Origin of the sequence: Streptomyces sp. NPDC051569 (genome assembly GCF_044454085.1) — a bacterium.
Lineage (GTDB): Bacteria > Actinomycetota > Actinomycetes > Streptomycetales > Streptomycetaceae > Streptomyces.
Window position 1 is genome coordinate 25550 of sequence record NZ_JBITDJ010000020.1, and the last position, 18452, is coordinate 44001.

The window sequence follows — 18452 nt, forward strand, 5'->3', positions numbered from 1 at the left end:
GCGTTCGTTCCGTCATCTCACGTGTTGCCGCTTGTAAGACTTGTATGAGCGGCGCACGAGAGGCACGAACGAACGAGCGCGGATGGGAACTGTATGCGCGACATCAGCCGAAGGGGTCTGCTCGGAGCCGGGATCGGAGCCGCGGCCGCGTTGGGGATCGCGGCCTGCGGCCCCTCCGGGGGCAGTGCGCCGCCGCGATCGGACGTGGGCGGTACGGGCGGCGGCGGCAAGGGGGCCAGTGCCAGTCCCACCACCAAGCCCGTCCGGCTCATCGGCGACGGTTCCACCTCCGACACCGGGAAGCAGCCGAACCAGCCGCCCCCGCCCGTCCCCCTCGAACCGGGTGAGACCCCGCCGCAGTTCGTCGTCTTCTCCTGGGACGGCGCGGGCGAGGTCGGGAACGGGCTCTTCCCGCGTTTCCTCGAACTCGCCAAGGATCACGGCGCGGCGATGACCTTCTTCCTTTCCGGCATCTATCTGCTGCCCGAATCGAAGAAGACGCTCTACCGTCCGCCGAACAACGGCATCGGCGCCTCCGACATCGGCTACCTGACCGACGACCACATCAAGGAAACGCTCAAGAACGTCCGTCAGGCGTGGCTGGACGGCCATGAGATAGGCACCCACTTCAACGGTCATTTCTGCGGCGGCTCCGGCTCGGTGGGCAACTGGACCCCGGAGCAGTGGCGCAGCGAGATCGATCAGGCGGTGTCCTTCGTCACCGAATGGCGGACGAACAGCGGCTGGACCGACCTCGATCCGCTGCCCTTCGACTACCGCAAGGAACTGATCGGCGGCCGTACGCCCTGCCTGCTCGGCCAGGACAAACTGCTGCCGACCGCGAAGAAGCTGGGCTGGCGCTACGACGCCAGTTCGCCCGGCGGCCTCCAGGTGTGGCCGGAGAAGAAGCAGGATGTCTGGGACCTGCCGCTGCAGGGCGTGCCGTTCCCCGGCCACAGCTTCGAAGTCCTTTCGATGGACTACAACATCCTGGCCAATCAGTCGGTCAATTCGACCAAGGGCATGCCCTCGCGCTATCCCGGCTGGCGCGAGCAGGCCACCCAGGCTTACGTCGCCGGTTTCCAGCGGGCGTACGCATCGAATCGCGCGCCGTTCTTCATCGGAAACCACTTCGAGCAGTGGAACGGCGGTATCTATATGGACGCCGTCGAGGAAGCGTTGAAGGGAATGGCGGGGAAGCAGGACGTACGCCTGGTGTCCTTCCGCCAGTTCACCGACTGGCTCGATGTCCAGGACCCCGCCGTACTCGACAAGCTCCGCACACTCGGGGTGGGCGAGTCCCCGGCCGGCGGCTGGAACGCTTTCTTCAAGGCGGCCTGACAACGGGCCGTCCGGGCAGTGAGGGGGGTGCGCAAGATCCTCGAATCACCCATGCGAAACTTTTCACATGAACTCAGGCCGCGCCCCCCGACAGGCCCCTCGCCGTCGCACGGACAGCCGTCGCACCGACCGCATCCGTACGGAGCGCGGTCGGCTGCGTGGCGTTCTGGTGGCGGTCGGCGCCGTCGTGGCGGCGCTGACGCTCGCGGCGTGCTCCGGCGGTGGCAAGTCCGGCGGCGGTGGTGACACCAACTTCGTGACGAACACCGGCGGCATCTCCAGCCTCGCCAAAGCCGACCGGCAGGACATCAACGACATCGCGGGCGAAACCCTCGAAGGCGGGAAGCTCGACGTGGCCGCCCTCAAGGGCAAGATCGTCGTGCTGAACGTCTGGGGTTCGTGGTGCGGGCCCTGCCGCGCCGAGGCGCCGCACTTCGCGGCGGTCGCCAAGGAGACCGAGGCCAAGGGCGTCGTGTTCGTCGGGATCAACACCCGGGACGCCAGCAAGGGCGCCGCGCTCGCGTTCGAGAAGGACTTCGGCATCGGCTATCCGAGCCTGTACGACCCGGCCGGCAAGCTCATCCTGCGCGGCTTCCCCAAGGGCACGCTCAATCCGCAGGCCATCCCCTCCACGATCGTGCTCGACCGGGACGGGAAGATCGCGGCCCGCTCGCTGATGGCGCTCGACGACGAGAAGCTGCGCACGATGATCGACCCGCTGATCGCGGAGAAGTGACCCAGGTGCTGCTTCTCGCCGAGGCGTCCGGCACGACCGAGACGATCTACAGCGGTGCGCTGCTGCTTGCCCTGCCGATCGCGGTGCTGGGCGGGCTCATCTCCTTCTTCTCCCCGTGCGTGCTGCCGCTCGTGCCCGGTTACCTCTCGTACGTCACCGGCGTCAGCGGCACCGACCTCGCGGACGCGCGGCGGGGCCGGATGGCCGCCGGTGCCGCGCTGTTCGTGATCGGTTTCTCCGCGGTCTTCGTCTCCGGTGGTGCGCTCTTCGGCTTCTTCGGTTCGACGCTCCAGGAATACCGGGACATCTTCTCCACGGTGCTCGGCGCCCTGATGGTCCTCCTCGGGATCTTCTTCGCGGGTCTGATGCCCTGGCTCACCCAGCGCGAATTCCGCTTCCACAAGCGACCGGTGACCGGCCTCGCGGGAGCGCCGCTGCTCGGCGCGCTCTTCGGGATCGGCTGGACGCCGTGCCTCGGTCCGACGATCTCGGCGGTGAACACCCTCGCGTTCCAGGAGGCGAGCGCCGGCCGGGGGGCCATACTGACCGTCGCGTACTGCCTCGGCCTGGGTGTCCCGTTCGTCCTCGCCGCGGTGGCGTTCCGCAAGGCGCTGGGCGCCTTCGGCTGGGTCAAGCGCCACTACGCCTGGGTCACGCGGATCGGCGGCGCGATGATGATCGTGACCGGCCTGCTGCTGCTGACCGGCGCGTGGGACGTGATCGTGCAGCAGATGCAGGGCTGGTCCGACGGTTTCACGGTGGGGATTTAGTTCCATGAGCAAGGCAGAGAACGACCGCACGGCGGAGGCCGCGCCCACCGCGTCCGAGGCGGCGGCAGCGGAAGCGCGTGAACTCGGCGACGCCGGGTCCCGGCTCTCCACCGCCCCCCGCGAGGAACGCGACGACGCCGAAGGAGGCGCCGCCGGCGCCGAAGGAAGCGCCGCCGCCTTCGGGATCGTCGGCTGGAGCCGGTGGTTCTGGCGGCAGCTCACCTCCATGCGCGTCGCGCTGATCCTGCTCTTCCTGCTCTCCCTGGGCTCCATCCCCGGCTCGCTGATCCCGCAGACCAGCGTCGACGAGCTCAAGGTGCGGGACTTCCAGGCCCAGCACGAGACGCTCGCACCGATCTACGACAAGCTCCAGCTCTTCCAGGTCTACAGCTCGGTGTGGTTCTCCGCGATCTACATCCTGCTGTTCATCTCCCTCATCGGCTGTATCGTCCCGCGCACCTGGCAGTTCACCGGCCAGCTGCGCGCCCGGCCGCCGGGCGCCCCCAAGCGGCTCACCCGGCTGCCCGCTTACACCACCTGGCGCACCACGGCCGCGCCCGAGGCCGCTCTCGGGGACGCGCTCGCGATCCTGAAGCGGTGCCGCTTCCGGGCCCACACCGTGGGTGACGCGGTCGCCGCCGAGAAGGGCTACCTCCGCGAGACGGGGAATCTGCTCTTCCACATCGCGCTGATCGTGCTGCTGCTGGCCTTCGCCACCGGGCAGCTCTTCAAGTCCGAGGGCGGCAAGCTGATCGTCGAGGGCGGCGGCTTCTCCAACACGCTCACGCAGTACGACGACTTCAAGTCCGGCTCGCTGTTCAGCACGGACGACCTCGCGCCGTTCAGCTTCACCCTGGACGAGTTCACCGGGACGTACGAGCGGAGCGGGCCCCAGCTCGGCACCCCCCGTACTTTCCAGGCCAAGGTCCGGTACAGCACGGGCTCCGACACCAGGGAACGCACCTCGGTCATCCAGGTCAACAAGCCGCTGGAGATCGACGGCGCGAAGGTCTACCTGCTCTCCCACGGTTACGCCCCCGTCGTCACGGTCAGGGACGGACGCGGCAAGGTGGTCCTCCGGGATGCCGTGCCGCTGCTGCCCATCGACAACAACATCTCCTCCTCGGGCGCCATCAAGGTGATGGACGGATACCGGGACAAGAACGGCAAGAGGGACCAACTGGGCTTCGCCGCCTTCTTCGTGCCGACATACGGCGGCAAGGGCTCGGGCCAGATGTTCTCCCGCTTCCCCGCACTCGACTTCCCGGTGCTCAATATCGGGGCATACCACGGCAGTCTGGGCGTCGACGCGGGGCTGCCGCAGAACGTGTACCAGCTGAACACCAAGAAGATGAAGGCCTTCAAGGACGCCAAGGGCGCGATCCTGAAGAAGACCCTGCTGCCGGGCGACACGCTCACCCTCCCGAACGGCGCCGGCTCGATCACCTTCGAGAAGGACATCAAGGAGTGGGCCAGCTTCCAGGTCTCCCAGCAGCCCGGCGGCCCCTGGGCCCTCGCCGGTGCCGTCTGCGCCATCGTGGGCCTGGCCGGCTCGCTCTTCATCCAGCGGCGCCGGGTCTGGGTCCGGGCCGTGCGGGGCGCCGACGGCGTCACCGTCGTCGAGATGGCGGGACTCGGCCGCAGCGAGTCCGCCAAGCTCCCCGAGGAACTGGCCGAGCTGGCCGGCGTCCTCCACGCGCGGGCGCCCACGGCACCCGAGCGGGCCGAGCCGGCCGATGCCGCTGAGCCTGCCGACCCGGTCGCAGCGCCTGAATCCCCAGAATCCGCAGATCCCGCAGATCCCGCAGCAGAGACTCTCGAAGTCGAAGGGGCTGAGAAGTGAATCTCGCCGCCGCAGCAACCAATGAGAGCCTGGCGCAGACCAGCAATGTGCTGATCTATTCGTCCATGGCCGTCTACACGCTGGCCTTCTTCGCCCATATCGCGGAGTGGCTGCTCGGCAGCCGCAGCAAGGTCGCCCGCACCGCCGCCGCGCTGACCGGCGACGCCCGGGCGGCGTCCACGGCCGGCCCGGTGACGATCCAGGTCGCCCAGCAGGGCGGTGGCACGGCCACCCTGGAACGGCCGCAGATCATCACCCGCTCCGCGGCAGGCACCCGCGATCTTCCCGACGGCCCCGGTGCGCACGGCGGTGACGCCCAGGGCGATCTGTACGGCCGGATGGCCATCTCCCTCACGATCCTCGCCTTCGCCGTCGAGGCGGCCGGAGTGATCGCCCGCGCGATGTCCGTCCAGCGGGCGCCGTGGGGCAACATGTACGAGTTCAACATCACCTTCTCCACCGTGGCCGTCGGCGTGTATCTCACGCTGCTCGCGCTGAAGAAGAACATCCGCTGGATCGGACTGCCGCTCGTCACCACGGTCCTCCTCGATCTCGGCCTCGCTGTCACTGTCTTGTACACCGACAGCGACCAGCTGGTTCCCGCCCTGCACTCGTACTGGCTGTGGATCCACGTCTCCACCGCGATCTTCTGCGGCGCGGTCTTCTACGTCGGCGCGGTCGGCACGCTGCTCTACCTCTTCCGTGAGCGGTACGAGTCCAAGCTCGCGGCGGGCGGCCGGCCCGGCTCCTTCGCCACCTCCGTCATGGAGCGGCTCCCCGCGTCCGCGACGCTCGACAAGTTCTCCTACCGCGTCAACGCCGCCGTCTTCCCGCTCTGGACCTTCACGATCATCGCGGGCGCGATCTGGGCGGGCGAGGCATGGGGCCGCTACTGGGGCTGGGACCCCAAGGAGGTCTGGTCGTTCATCACCTGGGTCGCGTACGCCTGCTACCTGCACGCCCGTGCCACCGCCGGCTGGAAGGGCCGTAAGGCCGCCTACCTGGCGCTGATCGCCTTCGGCTGCTGGCTGTTCAACTACTACGGCGTGAACATCTTCGTCACCGGCAAGCACTCGTACGCGGGCGTGTGACGGCCGGCTGTCCCGATACGCGCGAACGCCCCGCCCGGAGGACCCCCTCCGGGCGGGGCGTTCACGTTCGGCGGCCTGTCACTCCCGGCCGATGTCCTCGTTCCACAGCTCCGGCCGCTCCGCGATGAAGTCCCGCATCAGCGCCGCGCACTCCGGATCGTCGAGCAGCACGACCTCCACGCCGTGCTCCGCCAGCCAGTCGTGCCCGCCGTGGAAGGTCTCCGCCTCGCCGATCACCACCCGGGAGATCCCGAACTGCCGGACCAGCCCGCTGCAGTACCAGCACGGCGAGAGCGTCGTCACCATCGTCGTACCGCGATACGAGCGCTGCCGGCCGGCCGCGCGGAAGGCGGCCGTCTCGGCGTGCAGGGACGGATCGCCGTCCTGGACGCGGCGGTTGCGGCCCCGGCCGAGCAGCGCCCCGTCCGCGCCGTAGAGCGCCGCGCCGATCGGGATCCCGCCCTCCGCCAGCCCGGCCCGCGCCTCGTCGACCGCGGCCGCCAGCCACCGGCGTGCCCGCGCCCGTACCTCTGACCCTCCTGGCGCGTCATCCATGGACGTCACGCCTTCGGCGGCACGTCGTCGGCGCTGCCGTTCTCCGCGCTGCCGTTCTCCGGGCTGCCGTTGTCCGCACCGCCGTTGTCCTTCTCACGCCGCTCGATCTCTTCCTCGCGGCGGCGCAGATCCGCTTCCCACCGCTCCAGGTGCGAGGCCGCCGGGCCATCGGTCCCGCTCCCCTTGAGGGAGCTGAGGAAGTCCGGATTGTCATCGGGCGCGACCCACCCGCCGCGCGCCCGCGCCGCCGTACGGTCCCGGCCCACGATCAGCCAGGAGACGGAACCGACCAGCGGGAAGAGCAGCACGAGAATCGCCCAGATGGGCTTGGGCAGAAAACGGATCTCTGTCTCATCGGTGGTGATGCAGTCGATGAAGGCGTAGATGCTGAGAGCCAACGGCACCAGAATCATCAGCACCCGAAGCATGGCGGTCCCCCTGCGCGTGGAGCTCGGGACCGGCTGAGCGGCCCCCGTGACAGGCTCAGGGTATCGAGTGCCGGATACTGGACCCCATGGCTTACGACGATCTCCGCTCGCTCCTCCGGGCGCTGGAGCGCGAGGGTGACCTCAAGCGCATCAAGGCCGAAGTCGATCCGTACCTGGAGGTCGGGGAGATCGTCGACCGGGTGAACAAGGCCGGCGGGCCCGCGCTGCTCTTCGAGAACGTGCGCGGCTCCTCGATGCCCCTGGCGATGAACGTGTACGGGACCGACCGGCGGCTGCTCAAGGCGCTCGGGCTGAAGGCGTACAGCGACATCAGCGAGAAGATCGGCGGGCTGCTCAAGCCGGAGCTGCCGCAGGGCTTCATCGGGGTGCGCGAGGCGTTCGGGAAGCTCGGCTCGATGGCGCACGTGCCGCCGAAGAAGGTCAAGGACGCGCCGGTCCAGGAGGTCGTTCTCACCGGGGACGACGTGGATCTCGACCAGCTGCCCGCGCTGTTCACCTGGCCGCAGGACGGCGGGTCGTTCTTCAACCTCGGGCTGACGCACACCCGGCACCCGGAGACCGGCGTCCGCAATCTCGGGCTCTACCGGCTCCAGCGGCACGACCGGCGCACCATCGGGATGCACTGGCAGATCCACAAGGACAGCCGCAACCACTACCAGGTGGCCGCGAAGCGCGGCGAGCGGCTGCCGGTCGCGATCGCCTTCGGCTGCCCGCCCGCCGTGACGTACGCCTCCACCGCGCCGCTGCCCGGGGACATCGACGAGTACCTCTTCGCGGGCTTCGTGCAGGGCCGGCGGATCGAGATGGTCGACTGCAAGACGGTCCCGCTCCAGGTACCGGCGAACGCCGAGGTCGTCATCGAGGGGTGGCTGGAGCCCGGCAGGACGCTGCCGGAGGGCCCGTTCGGCGACCACACCGGTTTCTACACACCGCAGGAGCCGTTCCCGGCGCTCACCATCGATTGTGTGACGATGCGTAAGCGACCGCTTCTCCAGTCGATCGTGGTCGGCAGGCCGCCGACGGAGGACGGTCCGCTGGGACGGGCGACGGAACGCTTCTTCCTGCCGCTGCTGAAGATCATCGTGCCGGACATCGTCGACTACCACCTGCCCGAATCGGGTGGCTTCCACAACTGTGCGATCGTCTCGATCGACAAGAAGTACCCCAAGCACGCCCAGAAGGTGATGCACGCCATCTGGGGCGCGCACATGATGTCGCTGACCAAGCTGATCGTCGTCGTCGACGCGGACTGTGATGTCCACGATCTGCACGAGGTGGCCTGGCGGGCGCTGGGCAACACCGACTACGCGCGCGATCTCACCGTCGTCGAGGGCCCGGTCGACCATCTCGACCACGCGTCCTACCAGCAGTTCTGGGGCGGCAAGGCGGGGATCGACGCGACGAGGAAGCTCCCCGAGGAGGGGTACACGCGGGACGGAGGCTGGCCGGAGATGGTCGAGTCCGACCCGGAGACGGCGGCGAAAGTCGACCGCCGGTGGAGGGAGTACGGCCTGTGACCAGCGCCGCCGCAGCAGTACCGCATTCGGGCCGGACCAGGTCCTTCCTGCGGCTGGTGATGATCGAGCATTCGGTCTTCGCGCTGCCGTTCGCGTACATCGCCGCGCTCACCGCGATGTTCCAGCTGGACGGGAACGTCCACTGGCGCCGGCTGTTCCTGGTCACGGTCGCCATGGTCGGGCTGCGTACCTTCGCGATGGCCTGCAACCGGATCATCGACCGGGAGATCGACGCCCGTAACCCGCGTACGGCCGGCCGGGAGCTGGTCACCGGCGCGGTGTCCGTGCGCTCCGCGTGGACCGGCGCGCTCGTGGCGCTCGTCGTCTTCCTGGGCGCGGCGGCGCTGCTGGGACCGCTGTGTCTCGCGCTGGCGCCCGTCGCGGTGATCCCGATGGTCGTCTATCCGTACGGGAAGAGGTTCACGAACTTCCCGCACGCCATCCTCGGACTCGCCCAGGCGATGGGCCCGGTGGGCGCGTGGATCGCGATCACGGGGGAGTGGTCCTGGGACGCGGTGATCCTCGGCCTCGCGGTCGGGATCTGGATCGGCGGCTTCGATCTGATCTTCGGATGCCAGGACGTCCAGGCGGACCGCGCCCATGGCGTGAAGTCCGTGCCGGCCCGCTTCGGGATCCCGGCGGCGCTGTACGGGGCACGCGCCTCGCACGCCGTGACGACGGCACTGCTGGTCTGGTACGCGCTGGCGACCGACGCCGGGGTGTTCTTCTGGGCCGGTCTGGTGATAGTCGCCGCGGCGTTCCTCTACGAGCACACGATCGTGAAGCCGCACGACCTGTCCCGCCTCAACAGGGCGTTCTTCTCGGTGAACGGCTTCATCGGGATCGCCCTGTTCGTGTGCGCGCTGCTGGACCTCCTGGCGCGCGGCCTCACGGTCTGACCGGCCGTCACCCCGCGACGGCCGCCGCGTCGGGATGCAGGCCGCGACGGCCGCGACGGGGGTGCCGGCCGTTGCCCGGGTGCCGGCCGCTACCCGCGCGGCGGCCGGTGCGCGCGGAACAGGAACGCCGCGAGCACCCCGCCGATCAGCCCGAAGAGGTGGCCCTGCCAGCTGATGGACGGGTCACCGGGCAGCACGCCCCACAGCACGGAGCCGTACACCGCCAGCACCAGCAGGCCGACCACGATGTCCAGCGCCCTGCGGTTCACGAAGCCGCGGACCAGCAGGTAGCCGAGCAGGCCGAAGACGACGCCGGAGGCGCCCGCCGTGACCGAGTGGGCGGCGGCGGTGAGCCAGACGCCCAGGCCGCCGACGACCATGATGGTGAGGACGACGGCGGCGAAGCGGCGTATACCGCTGAGCGCGGCGAGGAACCCGAGGACCAGCAGCGGCACGGTGTTCGACGCGAGATGTCCGAAGCCGTGGTGCAGGAAGGCCATGGGGATGATGTCGCGCAGCTCGCCGAACCGGCGCGGGCTCAGTCCATAGGTGTCCAGCGCGCCGGTCGCCGCGTCCACCGCCTCCAGGATCCAGAGCAGGGCGACCCAGCCCGTCATCACGGCCACGGCCGCCTTCACCCGGTCGGTGCGGCTTCCCGGGCCCGCTGTCCGCGCGTTCGCCGTCCGCGCGGCGCCGTCGCCGGTCGGGTACGTCATCCCAGCTCCCTACTCTCCCGCGCGCGGTGCACGCGCCCCCGCCCCGGCAACGTCCGGGGCACGGCCGTCGGTTCCGGTCCCGGGGCGCCGGATAGGCTCGCCACCGTGAAGCCCGGAGCGTACGCAGACCAGCACAGCCCGCGACAGCCGGGACAGCCGCGACGGCCCTGGGTCGTCGGTGTCTCCGGCGCGTCCGGCACCCCGTACGCGGCGGCCGTGCTGCGCGGCCTGCTGGCGGCGGGCGAGAGTGTCGACATGGTGGTGAGCCGGGCGTCCCGGCTGACGCTGCTCGACGAGACGGGGATCGCCTTCCGGGACGCGCACTGGCAGGACGATCTGCGGGCCTGGCTGGCGCGGGGGGCGGACGGCAGTCCGGACGCCTTCGCGCGGGAGCTGTCGCGGGACGCGTGGGACGTACGGCACTGGGGCGCGGGGGATCTGGCCGCCGGGCCGTCCTCGGGGTCGTACCCGGTGAAGGGGATGCTGATCGTGCCCGCCTCCACGGCGTGCGTGGCGGGGGTCGCGCTCGGACTGTCGAAGGATCTGCTCCAGCGCGCGGCGAGCGTGACCCTCAAGGAGCGCCGGAAGCTGGTGGTCGCGGTGCGGGAGACGCCGCTGAACGGGCAGACGCTCCGGCACCTGGTGACGCTGGACGAGGCGGGCGCCGTGGTGCTGCCCGCCTCACCCGCGTTCTACGCGGGGGCGAGGCACATCCAGGATCTGGTGGACTTCGTCGCCGGGCGGGTGCTGGACGCGGCAGGGGTGCCGCACCGGCTGTACCGCCGTTGGGAGGGAGAGCTGGGTGGCTCTCGCGGTGATGGTTAGGGACACGGCCCGCGCCCGGCCTCGCGGCCGGCGCGCCGGTCAGCGCTTCTTGGGGGCGCGGCGCGGGAAGAGGCCGGCCCGGGGGGCACGGTGCGCGTGCGCGGCGGGCTTCTGATGGGCGCGCGAGCCGTCGGCCAGTTCCTGCAGCGATCGCATGTGGGCGTAGGCCATCTCGATCGTGTACACGGTGAAACTCACTCCTGAAAGTTCGAAGGATCTTGGTTGATCGCTTGAATGATTCGCAGGGTGTCAGCCCCGCATGCCTTTGATTCTACACTTATACTTGCAAGATCGCTGATTAATGGAAGGCAACAGGTATATGGACGCCGTGGATAGGCAGCTCATCCAGGCCCTCAGAGAGAACGGCAGGGCCTCATACGCCGAACTCGGCCGGCTCGTCGGGCTCTCCGGGCCCAGCGTCACGGACCGCATCAACCGCCTCGAAGCGGCGGGCGTCATCACCGGCTACCGCGCCACGGTCGACTCCGCGTCGCTCGGCCTCGGCGTCACCGCGCTGATCGGGATCTCGCTCTCCGACGCCGCCGACCACGAGGACGTGGCCCGGCGGATGCGCGACCTCGACGAGATCGAGGACTGCTGGTTCATCGCGGGCGACGACTCGTACATGCTCAAGGTGCGGGCGGGCGACGTGGACGGGCTGGAGAAGACCATCGGCCGGCTCAGCGGCACGAAGGGCGTCTCCCGGACCCGTACGACCATCGTCCTCTCCACCAAGTGGGAGAACAGGGTGGGCGAACTCCCCGAGGAGCAGGAAGTCCCCTGAGCGGCCGGGCGGCTGGGCGGCCGGGCGGCCGGGCGGCGGGACGGAGCGCGGGGCCGGCGGAGCGGAGGGCCGCGTCGGCTCTGTCAGTCGGGGGGCGTAGGCTCGACAGGCCCGATTGGTAGACGTATGGGAGGCGGCCTGATGACTGCATCTATTCAAGATGTAGGTCTCAAGCGCGAGCTGGAGCAGAAGGTCCGCGCGGGAGAGCGGCTGTCCCGCGAGGACGGCATCGCCCTGTACGAGTCGGACGACCTGGCGTGGCTCGGCGGGCTCGCCCACGAGGTCCGGACCCGTAAGAACGGCGACGTCGTCCACTTCAACGTCAACCGTCACCTCAACATGACGAACGTGTGCACCGCGTCCTGCGCGTACTGCTCGTTCCAGCGCAAGCCGGGCGAGAAGGACGCGTACACGATGCGCATCGAGGAGGCCGTCCGCCTCGCCAAGGCGATGGAGGGCGAGAGCCTCACCGAGCTGCACATCGTCAACGGCCTGCACCCGACGCTGCCGTGGCGCTACTACCCGCGCTCGCTCAGCGCCCTGAAGGAAGCCCTTCCGCAGGTCTCCCTCAAGGCGTTCACCGCCACCGAGATCCACCACTTCGAGACGATCTCGGGGCTGTCGGCCTCCGAGATCCTCGACGAGCTGATCGAGGCGGGCCTGGAGTCGCTGACCGGCGGCGGCGCGGAGATCTTCGACTGGGAGGTCCGGCAGCACATCGTCGACCACAACACCCACTGGGAAGACTGGTCGCGTATCCACCGGCTCGCGCACGAGAAGGGTCTCAAGACCCCGGCGACGATGCTGTACGGGCACATCGAGGAGCCCCGTCACCGCGTCGACCACGTGCTGCGGCTGCGTGAGCTGCAGGACGAGACCGGCGGCTTCCAGGTCTTCATCCCGCTGCGCTACCAGCACGACTTCGTGGACATGAAGGACGGCAAGGTCCGCAACCGCCTCCAGGCGCGCACGACCATGGCCACAGGCGCCGAGGCGCTCAAGACCTTCGCCGTCTCCCGGCTGCTCTTCGACAACGTCCCGCACGTGAAGGTGTTCTGGGTGATGCACGGCGTCCAGACCGCCCAGCTCGCGCTCCAGCACGGCGCGGACGACATGGACGGCTCGGTCGTCGAGTACAAGATCACGCACGACGCGGACAACTACGGCACGCCGAACAAGCTCGGCCGTGAGGATCTGCTCGACCTGATCCGTGACGCGGGCTTCCGTCCCGTCGAGCGGAACACCCGGTACGAGATCATCCGCGAGTACCCGGGACCGGACGCCGAGCGCCGCGAGTCCCCGCAGCCCATGCGCCTCTGAAGGCGGGGCCCCGGAGCCCGCGCGCCGGGGTCCGGGACCCGATTCCGCATGCCTGACTCCCCATGCCCGAGTCCGCGCCCGAGACAAGGAATCCCATCGGTATGGCTCTCCTGTTCGAGCTGGACCCGACGATGGACGCGTCCCTGCGCGACGGCATCGTCGCGCTCTGGACGGACGTGTCCAACGCGGGCGGCGCCGTCGGTTTCGTACCGCCGGTGACGCCCGACGACATACGGCCCGAGGTGCTCAGGCACCTCGCGGCCATGGCCGAGGGCCGCTCCCGGCTGGTGGTCGGGTACGACGAGGAGGGCGCCGTCGCCGCGACGGCGTTCCTCACGTTCAACACCCACCGGCTGATGCGCCACTGGCTCTGGCTGTACACCGTGATGGTCCACCCCCGGCACCAGGGCAAGGGGTACGGCCGCGACCTCATGGCCACCGTCGCCGAAGCCGCCCGCGGCTTCGAGGGGATCGAGGCGATCCGGCTCAGCTGCCGCGGTGGCGCGGGCCTGGACACGTTCTACGCCTCGTGCGGCTACAAGGAAGTCGGGCGCGTGCCCGACGCGATCAGGGTCGCCCCAGGTGACGACCGTGATGACATCACCATGCTGCTCCCCCTGAACCAGTACTGAACGGGGCGTGCTTCACTGTTCGGGCATCGCCGTGCCCCGAGCAGGACACCAAGGAGAGAGAAGGCCCGCCGTGACCGCCCCGAAGACGAACGCCACGCTCCGCTACACCGCGATGCGCCTGAGCATCTTCGTCGGCTGCTTCGTCGTCGTCGCCCTGCTGGTGCGGGTCGGCGCGCTGCCCAGGGGGCTCGGCGACTCGAACTTCGTCTGGGTCCTGCTGCTCGCCATCGTGATCTCGGCGCCGCTCAGCTTCATCCTGCTGCGCAAGCAGCGGGACCAGATGTCCGAGCAGATCGTCACCAGGGTCGACGACGCCAAGGCCAAGCTGGAGGCCAACCGTTCGCGTGAGGACGGCGCGGTGCGGTAGGCGTTCCCGTACGCACTTTCACCCCGGCTCCGGAGCACTCGCTCCGGAGCCGGGGTTCTGTGTTTGCCGGGGTGGGTGGCGCCCCAAAGAGAACCTTTGAGGCGCTCAAAGTCGAAGTGTTAATGTGTCGACATGAAGATCGCAGAGCGTCCCCGCCACGGCGCGGTATGAGCGTCCCGCCCCCGGGCCGCCCGCACGCCGATCTCCACCGCGCCGCGTCCGCGCCCTGCCGCCCCGCCGGCTGACCCGGCGTCACGCGGCGGCGCCTTCCCCGAAGAACGCCTTTCGCCGGGCGCCGCACCCCACCCCCCGTACGTCCCCCATCCCTGTTACGCCATGTCTGGAGTGTGTTCGTGTCCGCGAACTCCGCGTCCCCCACCACGGAGGAGCCGACCGGCTCCGGTTCCGGTTTCCGCATACCCACGATCCCGTTCTGGGCGCAGATCGTCGCGGGTCTGGTTCTCGGTGCCCTGCTCGGCTGGCTCGCGCGCAGCCAGGACATCGACTGGCTCTACACGACGCTCGACAAGGTCGGCAGCATCTTCGTCCAGCTGCTCAAGCTGGCCGTCGCACCGCTCGTCTTCTTCGCGATCCTGGTGTCGATCACCAACCTGCGCAAGGTCAACAACGCGGCCCGGCTGGCCTCCCGCACCGTGCTCTGGTTCATGATCACATCGCTGATCGCGGTCGCCATCGGCCTGCTGATCGGCCTGATCACCAACCCGGGCGCGGGCACCGGCCTCACCCCGAAGGACGGCCGGGCCCCCAAGCACTCCGGTTCCTGGATCGACTTCCTGACCGGCATCGTGCCGACCGACGTCATCACGCCCTTCACCGAACTGAACGTCCTTCAGATCGTCTTCATGGCCGCCGTCGCCGGTATCGCCGCGCTCCAGCTCGGTGACAGGGCCAAGCCGATCCTGACGCTGAGCCAGTCCGTGCTGGAGCTTCTCCAGAAGGCGCTGTGGTGGGTCATCCGGCTCGCCCCGATCGGCACGATCGGCCTCATCGGCTTCGCCATCGCCGACTACGGCTGGGACCTCATCGGCAAGTACGCGACCTTCACCGCCGACGTGTACATCGGCTGCGCACTGGTCATGTTCGGTGTCTACCCGCTGCTGCTGGCGACGGCCGCCAAGGTCAACCCGCTCCCGTTCTACAAGGGCGCCTGGCCCGCGCTCCAGCTCGCCTTCGTCTCGCGCTCCTCCGTCGGCACCATGCCGGTCACCCAGCGGGTCACCCAGCGCCTCGGCGTGCCGAAGGAGTACACCTCCTTCGCCGTGCCGTTCGGTGCGACGACGAAGATGGACGGCTGCGCCGCGATCTACCCGGCGCTCGCCGCGATCTTCATCGCCCAGATCTTCGACGTACATCTCGGCGTCCAGGACTACCTGCTGATCGCCTTCGTCTCGGTCGTCGGCTCGGCGGCCACCGCCGGCCTCACCGGCGCGACGGTCATGCTGACCCTGACCCTCTCCACGCTGGGCCTCCCGCTGGAGGGCGTGGGCCTGCTGATGGCGATCGACCCGATCCTCGACATGATGCGCACCGCCACGAACGTGGCGGGCCAGGCCCTGGTCCCGGTCATCGTCGCGGCCCGCGAGAAGATCCTCGACCACGACGCGTACAACGCTGCCTCGGCCTCGCCGGTGGACGAGCGCGACCCGGCCGCCGCCGAGTCCGACCGTGAGGCCGGCGTCCCGGTCGCCGTCTGACCGCCGTCCGACCCGCCGACCGACCCGCCGACCGACCCGCCGTCTGACCGCCGTCCGACCGCCGGCCGTTCGCTCCACCGGCGGTAGCCGCAGCACTCGACGGGCCTCTTCCTCCGGACACCGGGGGAGGGGGCCCGTCGAGTGCCGCGGCTGTGAGGCCGGTGTTCCTGGCGGGAAACGGCCGGGTGCTGTGCCGGTGACGTGCAGATAGCTGACCGCCATTGTCCTCGCCACCCGCGCGCACCTACATTCGCTCCTCGGTACGTCGCACGACGAGGAGAGCCGTACTTGTCCGTTCCTGTCCCCGCGGTCGCCGGCGGCGCCCCCGATCCGCGGCCCATATCCCTGGTCGAGCCCGTGAAGGTGCGGGTGGACGGGCGGGTCCGGGAAGCCTCCGTACCGCCGCTCGTCCCGCCCGTCCGGCGCGGCTCACTCGCCGACATCCCCTTCGACAACGCGCGGGAGGCCCCGGACGAGGCGGTCATCAGCCGGAACCGCGGGGACGGCACGTGGTGGGACGTCTCCGCCGCCGCGTTCGCCGAGGACGTCCTGGCCGTCGCCAAGGGGCTGATCGCGCGGGGACTGCGGCCCGGCGACCGGCTCGCGATCATGGCCCGTACGACCTACGAGTGGACCCTGCTGGACTTCGCGGCCTGGGCCGCGGGCCTGGTCACCGTCCCCATCTACCCGACCTCCTCCGCCTTCCAGGCGCGCTGGATCCTCCAGGACTCGGGCGCCGTCGCCTGCGCCGTGGAGGACAGGGAACAGGCCTGGCTGATCAGCCAGGAGCGGGAGCAACTGCCCGGCCTCACGCACCTGTGGACGTTCGACACCGGCGCCGTCGACATCCTGCGCCGCGCCGGCGAACTCCTCCCGGACCGGGCCGTCACCGAGCGCCGCGCCCGCCTCACCCCGGAGTCCATCGCCACGCTCATCTACACCTCGGGGACGACGGGCCGCCCCAAGGGCTGCGTCCTCACCCACGGCAACTTCTTCGCGGAGGTGGACAACGCCATCGAGCTGCTCCACCCCGTCTTCACATCGGTCAGCAAGGAGCCCCCTTCCTCGCTGCTCTTCCTCCCGCTCTCCCATGTCTTCGGGCGCATGGTCGCGATCGGCTGTCTGCGCGCGCGGGTACGGCTCGGGCACGCGCCGTCCATCAGGACCGAGGACCTGCTCGCGGATCTGGCGGGCTTCCGGCCGACGTTCCTGCTGGCCATCCCGTACGTCCTGGAGAAGGTCTTCAACACCGGCCGCGCCACCGCCGAGAGGATGCGCCGCGCCGCGTCCTTCGACCGGGCGGCGAGGATCGCCGAGCGGTACGGTCAGGCCGTCGAGGCGACGGAACACGGCACGGGTCCCGGCCCCTCGCTCGGCCTGCGGACGGCCCGCGCGCTGTACGACCCGCTGGTCTACCGCCGCATCCGCGCCGCCCTCGGCGGCAAGGTGCAGCAGGCGATCTGCGGCGGTTCCCCGCTGGGCCGCCGGCTCGCCGCGTTCTACGCGGGCGCCGGCATCGAGATCTTCGAGGGGTACGGCATGACGGAGACGACGGCCGCGTCGACCGTCACCCCGCCGCTCAAGCCCCGCCTGGGCACGGTGGGCTGGCCGATGCCCGGCACGACGGTGGGGATCGCCGAGGACGGCGAGGTGCTGCTGCGCGGCGGACACGTGTTCGCCGGGTACTGGGACGCGGAGTCGGGCGAGCCGGTGACGGCGCTGGACGCGGACGGCTGGTTCGCCACGGGGGACCTGGGGGAGCTGGACGAGGACGGCTACCTCACGATCACCGGCCGCAAGAAGGACATCATCATCACCTCGGGCGGCAAGAACGTCATGCCGACGCCCCTGGAGGACTGGCTGCGTGCCCACCCCCTGGTCAGCCAGTGCATGGTCGTCGGCGACAACCGCTCGTACGTCACGGCTCTGATCACCCTGGAGCCGGACGGCCTCGCCCACTGGCGGGAGATGAAGAGGAAGCAGGCGGTGCCTCTGGCCGACCTGGTCGAGGACGAGGACCTGCTGAGCACCCTCCAGCGCGCCGTCAACGAGGCCAACCGCCTGGTCTCCCGCGCCGAGTCCATCCGCCGGTTCCGGGTGCTGACGGCCGACTTCACCGAGGAGGGCGGCCATCTGACCCCCTCGCTGAAGCTGAGGCGGGCGGCGATCGCGGAGGACTTCGCGGCGGACATCGAGAGCCTGTACGCGAAGTGACACGCGGAGCACGGGCCGGCGCGGCGCGGGTGCGGCGGGCACGGCGCGCGTCACGGCGGGCGCGGGCGCGGGTGCGTTACGGCGGGCGCGGGTAGCGGCGGAAAAGGCAGGAGCCCTGCTTCCCCACCCGAGTGGGGGAGCAGGGCTCCTTGGGTACTGCTACTCACGTTGTTCGCGATCGACCAACCGGGCAACTAGGCCGGGATGACGTTCTCCGCCTGCGGGCCCTTCGGACCCTGGGTGACGTCGAAGTTCACGACCTGGTTCTCCTCGAGGGAGCGGAAGCCAGACGCGTTGATCGCGGAGTAGTGGACGAAGACATCCGGGCCGCCGCCGTCCTGGGCGATGAAGCCGAAGCCCTTTTCAGCGTTGAACCACTTGACGGTTCCGGTAGCCATAAGCCCTCCTTGGGCCAAAGGGTTGCCCTGCTCCAGAACCTGCTAAGAAGTCTGAAAACTACAAAAGCCTGCGGGTCACATGCTCCGCAGGCTCTGTACTGCAAGGGAAACCAAACTGCAACTTGCGGCGAGCCTAGCACGCAGCGTGTGCGGCGCGGTAGAGGTGAAGATCACTTCACCCGGACGTTTGACGAGGGGCCCAGGGGCTGACGAACGGCGCCCCGGGGCTGCCTGTCAGGGGGGCCGGGTCTAGCCTCGCGATGTGGACAGTCGAGCGGAA

19 protein-coding genes are annotated in these 18452 nt (G+C 69.7%); 14 read left to right on the forward strand and 5 right to left on the reverse strand.

Annotated elements, in window-relative coordinates; translation table 11 throughout:
* Positions 1-93 precede the first annotated feature (93 nt).
* The 5 genes from ACIBAE_RS24185 to ccsB all read left to right on the forward strand — a co-directional run bounded on the left by ACIBAE_RS24185 (position 94) and on the right by ccsB (position 5781).
* Positions 94-1341 carry a hypothetical protein gene (locus tag ACIBAE_RS24185; RefSeq protein WP_399289176.1) on the forward strand — a complete coding sequence of 416 codons (1248 nt, stop codon included), beginning with the start codon at positions 94-96 and terminating at the stop codon, positions 1339-1341.
* A 67-nt stretch (positions 1342-1408) separates the two neighbouring features.
* Positions 1409-2077, forward strand: a complete 669-nt coding sequence (locus ACIBAE_RS24190; RefSeq protein WP_399289178.1) for a TlpA family protein disulfide reductase — start codon at positions 1409-1411, stop codon at positions 2075-2077.
* Positions 2078-2085: 8 nt separating this feature from the next.
* A complete protein-coding gene (locus tag ACIBAE_RS24195) occupies positions 2086-2847 on the forward strand; it encodes a cytochrome c biogenesis CcdA family protein (protein ID WP_399289347.1) in 762 nt (253 codons plus the stop codon).
* 4 nt (positions 2848-2851) lie between these two features.
* Positions 2852-4690 (forward strand): cytochrome c biogenesis protein ResB, encoded by a 1839-nt coding sequence (locus ACIBAE_RS24200; RefSeq protein WP_399289181.1) that lies wholly within the window; start codon positions 2852-2854, stop codon positions 4688-4690.
* Positions 4687-5781 (forward strand): c-type cytochrome biogenesis protein CcsB, encoded by a 1095-nt coding sequence (gene ccsB, locus ACIBAE_RS24205; RefSeq protein ID WP_399289183.1) that lies wholly within the window; start codon positions 4687-4689, stop codon positions 5779-5781. The genes ACIBAE_RS24200 and ccsB overlap by 4 nt, the downstream gene beginning before the upstream one ends.
* A 78-nt stretch (positions 5782-5859) precedes the next feature.
* On the opposite strand, the gene ACIBAE_RS24210 is transcribed toward ccsB, so the two are convergent.
* Together ACIBAE_RS24210 and ACIBAE_RS24215 are read right to left on the reverse strand one after the other, a co-directional pair.
* Entirely contained in the window at positions 5860-6336 is a 477-nt protein-coding gene (locus tag ACIBAE_RS24210; protein ID WP_399289185.1) for a nucleoside deaminase, read from the reverse strand.
* A 5-nt stretch (positions 6337-6341) separates the two neighbouring features.
* Positions 6342-6764 carry a PLD nuclease N-terminal domain-containing protein gene (locus ACIBAE_RS24215; protein ID WP_399289187.1) on the reverse strand — a complete coding sequence of 141 codons (423 nt, stop codon included), beginning with the start codon at positions 6762-6764 and terminating at the stop codon, positions 6342-6344.
* A gap of 86 nt (positions 6765-6850) precedes the next feature.
* Between ACIBAE_RS24215 and ACIBAE_RS24220 the strand changes: the two genes are divergently transcribed.
* The gene (locus ACIBAE_RS24220) at positions 6851-8302 is read left to right on the forward strand and encodes a menaquinone biosynthesis decarboxylase (RefSeq protein ID WP_399289189.1); all 1452 of its coding nucleotides are present in this window, start codon (positions 6851-6853) and stop codon (positions 8300-8302) included.
* The gene (mqnP, locus tag ACIBAE_RS24225) at positions 8299-9201 is read left to right on the forward strand and encodes a menaquinone biosynthesis prenyltransferase MqnP (protein WP_399289191.1); all 903 of its coding nucleotides are present in this window, start codon (positions 8299-8301) and stop codon (positions 9199-9201) included. The genes ACIBAE_RS24220 and mqnP overlap by 4 nt, the downstream gene beginning before the upstream one ends.
* An 89-nt stretch (positions 9202-9290) precedes the next feature.
* Here the strand turns inward: mqnP and ACIBAE_RS24230 are convergent, their stop codons facing one another.
* On the reverse strand, positions 9291-9917 hold the full coding sequence (locus tag ACIBAE_RS24230; protein ID WP_399289193.1) for a rhomboid family intramembrane serine protease: 627 nt from the start codon (positions 9915-9917) through the stop codon (positions 9291-9293).
* 105 nt (positions 9918-10022) lie between these two features.
* Here ACIBAE_RS24230 and ACIBAE_RS24235 point away from each other — a divergent pair, with 105 nt between their 5' ends.
* Positions 10023-10742, forward strand: coding sequence for a UbiX family flavin prenyltransferase (locus ACIBAE_RS24235; protein ID WP_399289195.1), 720 nt, complete (start codon positions 10023-10025; stop codon positions 10740-10742).
* Positions 10743-10781: 39 nt separating this feature from the next.
* Here the strand turns inward: ACIBAE_RS24235 and ACIBAE_RS24240 are convergent, their stop codons facing one another.
* Positions 10782-10940 (reverse strand): hypothetical protein, encoded by a 159-nt coding sequence (locus ACIBAE_RS24240; RefSeq protein WP_399289196.1) that lies wholly within the window; start codon positions 10938-10940, stop codon positions 10782-10784.
* A 121-nt stretch (positions 10941-11061) separates the two neighbouring features.
* Between ACIBAE_RS24240 and ACIBAE_RS24245 the strand changes: the two genes are divergently transcribed.
* The 6 genes from ACIBAE_RS24245 (at position 11062) to ACIBAE_RS24270 (ending at position 17774) form a co-directional block, all read left to right on the forward strand.
* Positions 11062-11526 (forward strand): Lrp/AsnC family transcriptional regulator, encoded by a 465-nt coding sequence (locus tag ACIBAE_RS24245; protein ID WP_399289198.1) that lies wholly within the window; start codon positions 11062-11064, stop codon positions 11524-11526.
* A gap of 141 nt (positions 11527-11667) precedes the next feature.
* Positions 11668-12846 (forward strand): aminofutalosine synthase MqnE, encoded by a 1179-nt coding sequence (gene mqnE, locus ACIBAE_RS24250; RefSeq protein WP_399289200.1) that lies wholly within the window; start codon positions 11668-11670, stop codon positions 12844-12846.
* Between the two features lie 101 nt (positions 12847-12947).
* Positions 12948-13478: a GNAT family N-acetyltransferase gene (locus ACIBAE_RS24255; protein WP_399289202.1), complete on the forward strand. Its 531-nt coding sequence runs from the start codon at positions 12948-12950 to the stop codon at positions 13476-13478.
* Between the two features lie 112 nt (positions 13479-13590).
* Positions 13591-13845 carry a DUF4229 domain-containing protein gene (locus ACIBAE_RS24260; protein ID WP_399289349.1) on the forward strand — a complete coding sequence of 85 codons (255 nt, stop codon included), beginning with the start codon at positions 13591-13593 and terminating at the stop codon, positions 13843-13845.
* Positions 13846-14198: 353 nt separating this feature from the next.
* On the forward strand, positions 14199-15560 hold the full coding sequence (locus tag ACIBAE_RS24265; RefSeq protein ID WP_399289204.1) for a dicarboxylate/amino acid:cation symporter: 1362 nt from the start codon (positions 14199-14201) through the stop codon (positions 15558-15560).
* A gap of 288 nt (positions 15561-15848) precedes the next feature.
* Positions 15849-17774: an AMP-dependent synthetase/ligase gene (locus tag ACIBAE_RS24270; RefSeq protein ID WP_399289206.1), complete on the forward strand. Its 1926-nt coding sequence runs from the start codon at positions 15849-15851 to the stop codon at positions 17772-17774.
* 194 nt (positions 17775-17968) lie between these two features.
* Here the strand turns inward: ACIBAE_RS24270 and ACIBAE_RS24275 are convergent, their stop codons facing one another.
* Positions 17969-18172 carry a cold-shock protein gene (locus tag ACIBAE_RS24275; protein WP_267055735.1) on the reverse strand — a complete coding sequence of 68 codons (204 nt, stop codon included), beginning with the start codon at positions 18170-18172 and terminating at the stop codon, positions 17969-17971.
* Positions 18173-18452 lie beyond the last annotated feature (280 nt).

Coding starts and splice junctions, on each gene's coding strand:
- ACIBAE_RS24190 (WP_399289178.1), top strand. CDS start 1,409: ATGAACTCAGGCCGCGCCCCCCGACAGGCCCCTCGCCGTCGCACGGAC.
- mqnE (WP_399289200.1), top strand. CDS start 11,668: ATGACTGCATCTATTCAAGATGTAGGTCTCAAGCGCGAGCTGGAGCAG.
- ACIBAE_RS24200 (WP_399289181.1), top strand. CDS start 2,852: ATGAGCAAGGCAGAGAACGACCGCACGGCGGAGGCCGCGCCCACCGCG.
- ACIBAE_RS24260 (WP_399289349.1), top strand. CDS start 13,591: ATGCGCCTGAGCATCTTCGTCGGCTGCTTCGTCGTCGTCGCCCTGCTG.
- ACIBAE_RS24245 (WP_399289198.1), top strand. CDS start 11,062: ATGGACGCCGTGGATAGGCAGCTCATCCAGGCCCTCAGAGAGAACGGC.
- ACIBAE_RS24220 (WP_399289189.1), top strand. CDS start 6,851: ATGGCTTACGACGATCTCCGCTCGCTCCTCCGGGCGCTGGAGCGCGAG.
- ACIBAE_RS24210 (WP_399289185.1), bottom strand. CDS start 6,336: ATGGATGACGCGCCAGGAGGGTCAGAGGTACGGGCGCGGGCACGCCGG.
- ACIBAE_RS24215 (WP_399289187.1), bottom strand. CDS start 6,764: ATGCTTCGGGTGCTGATGATTCTGGTGCCGTTGGCTCTCAGCATCTAC.
- ACIBAE_RS24255 (WP_399289202.1), top strand. CDS start 12,948: ATGGCTCTCCTGTTCGAGCTGGACCCGACGATGGACGCGTCCCTGCGC.
- ACIBAE_RS24185 (WP_399289176.1), top strand. CDS start 94: ATGCGCGACATCAGCCGAAGGGGTCTGCTCGGAGCCGGGATCGGAGCC.
- ACIBAE_RS24230 (WP_399289193.1), bottom strand. CDS start 9,917: ATGACGTACCCGACCGGCGACGGCGCCGCGCGGACGGCGAACGCGCGG.
- ACIBAE_RS24275 (WP_267055735.1), bottom strand. CDS start 18,172: ATGGCTACCGGAACCGTCAAGTGGTTCAACGCTGAAAAGGGCTTCGGC.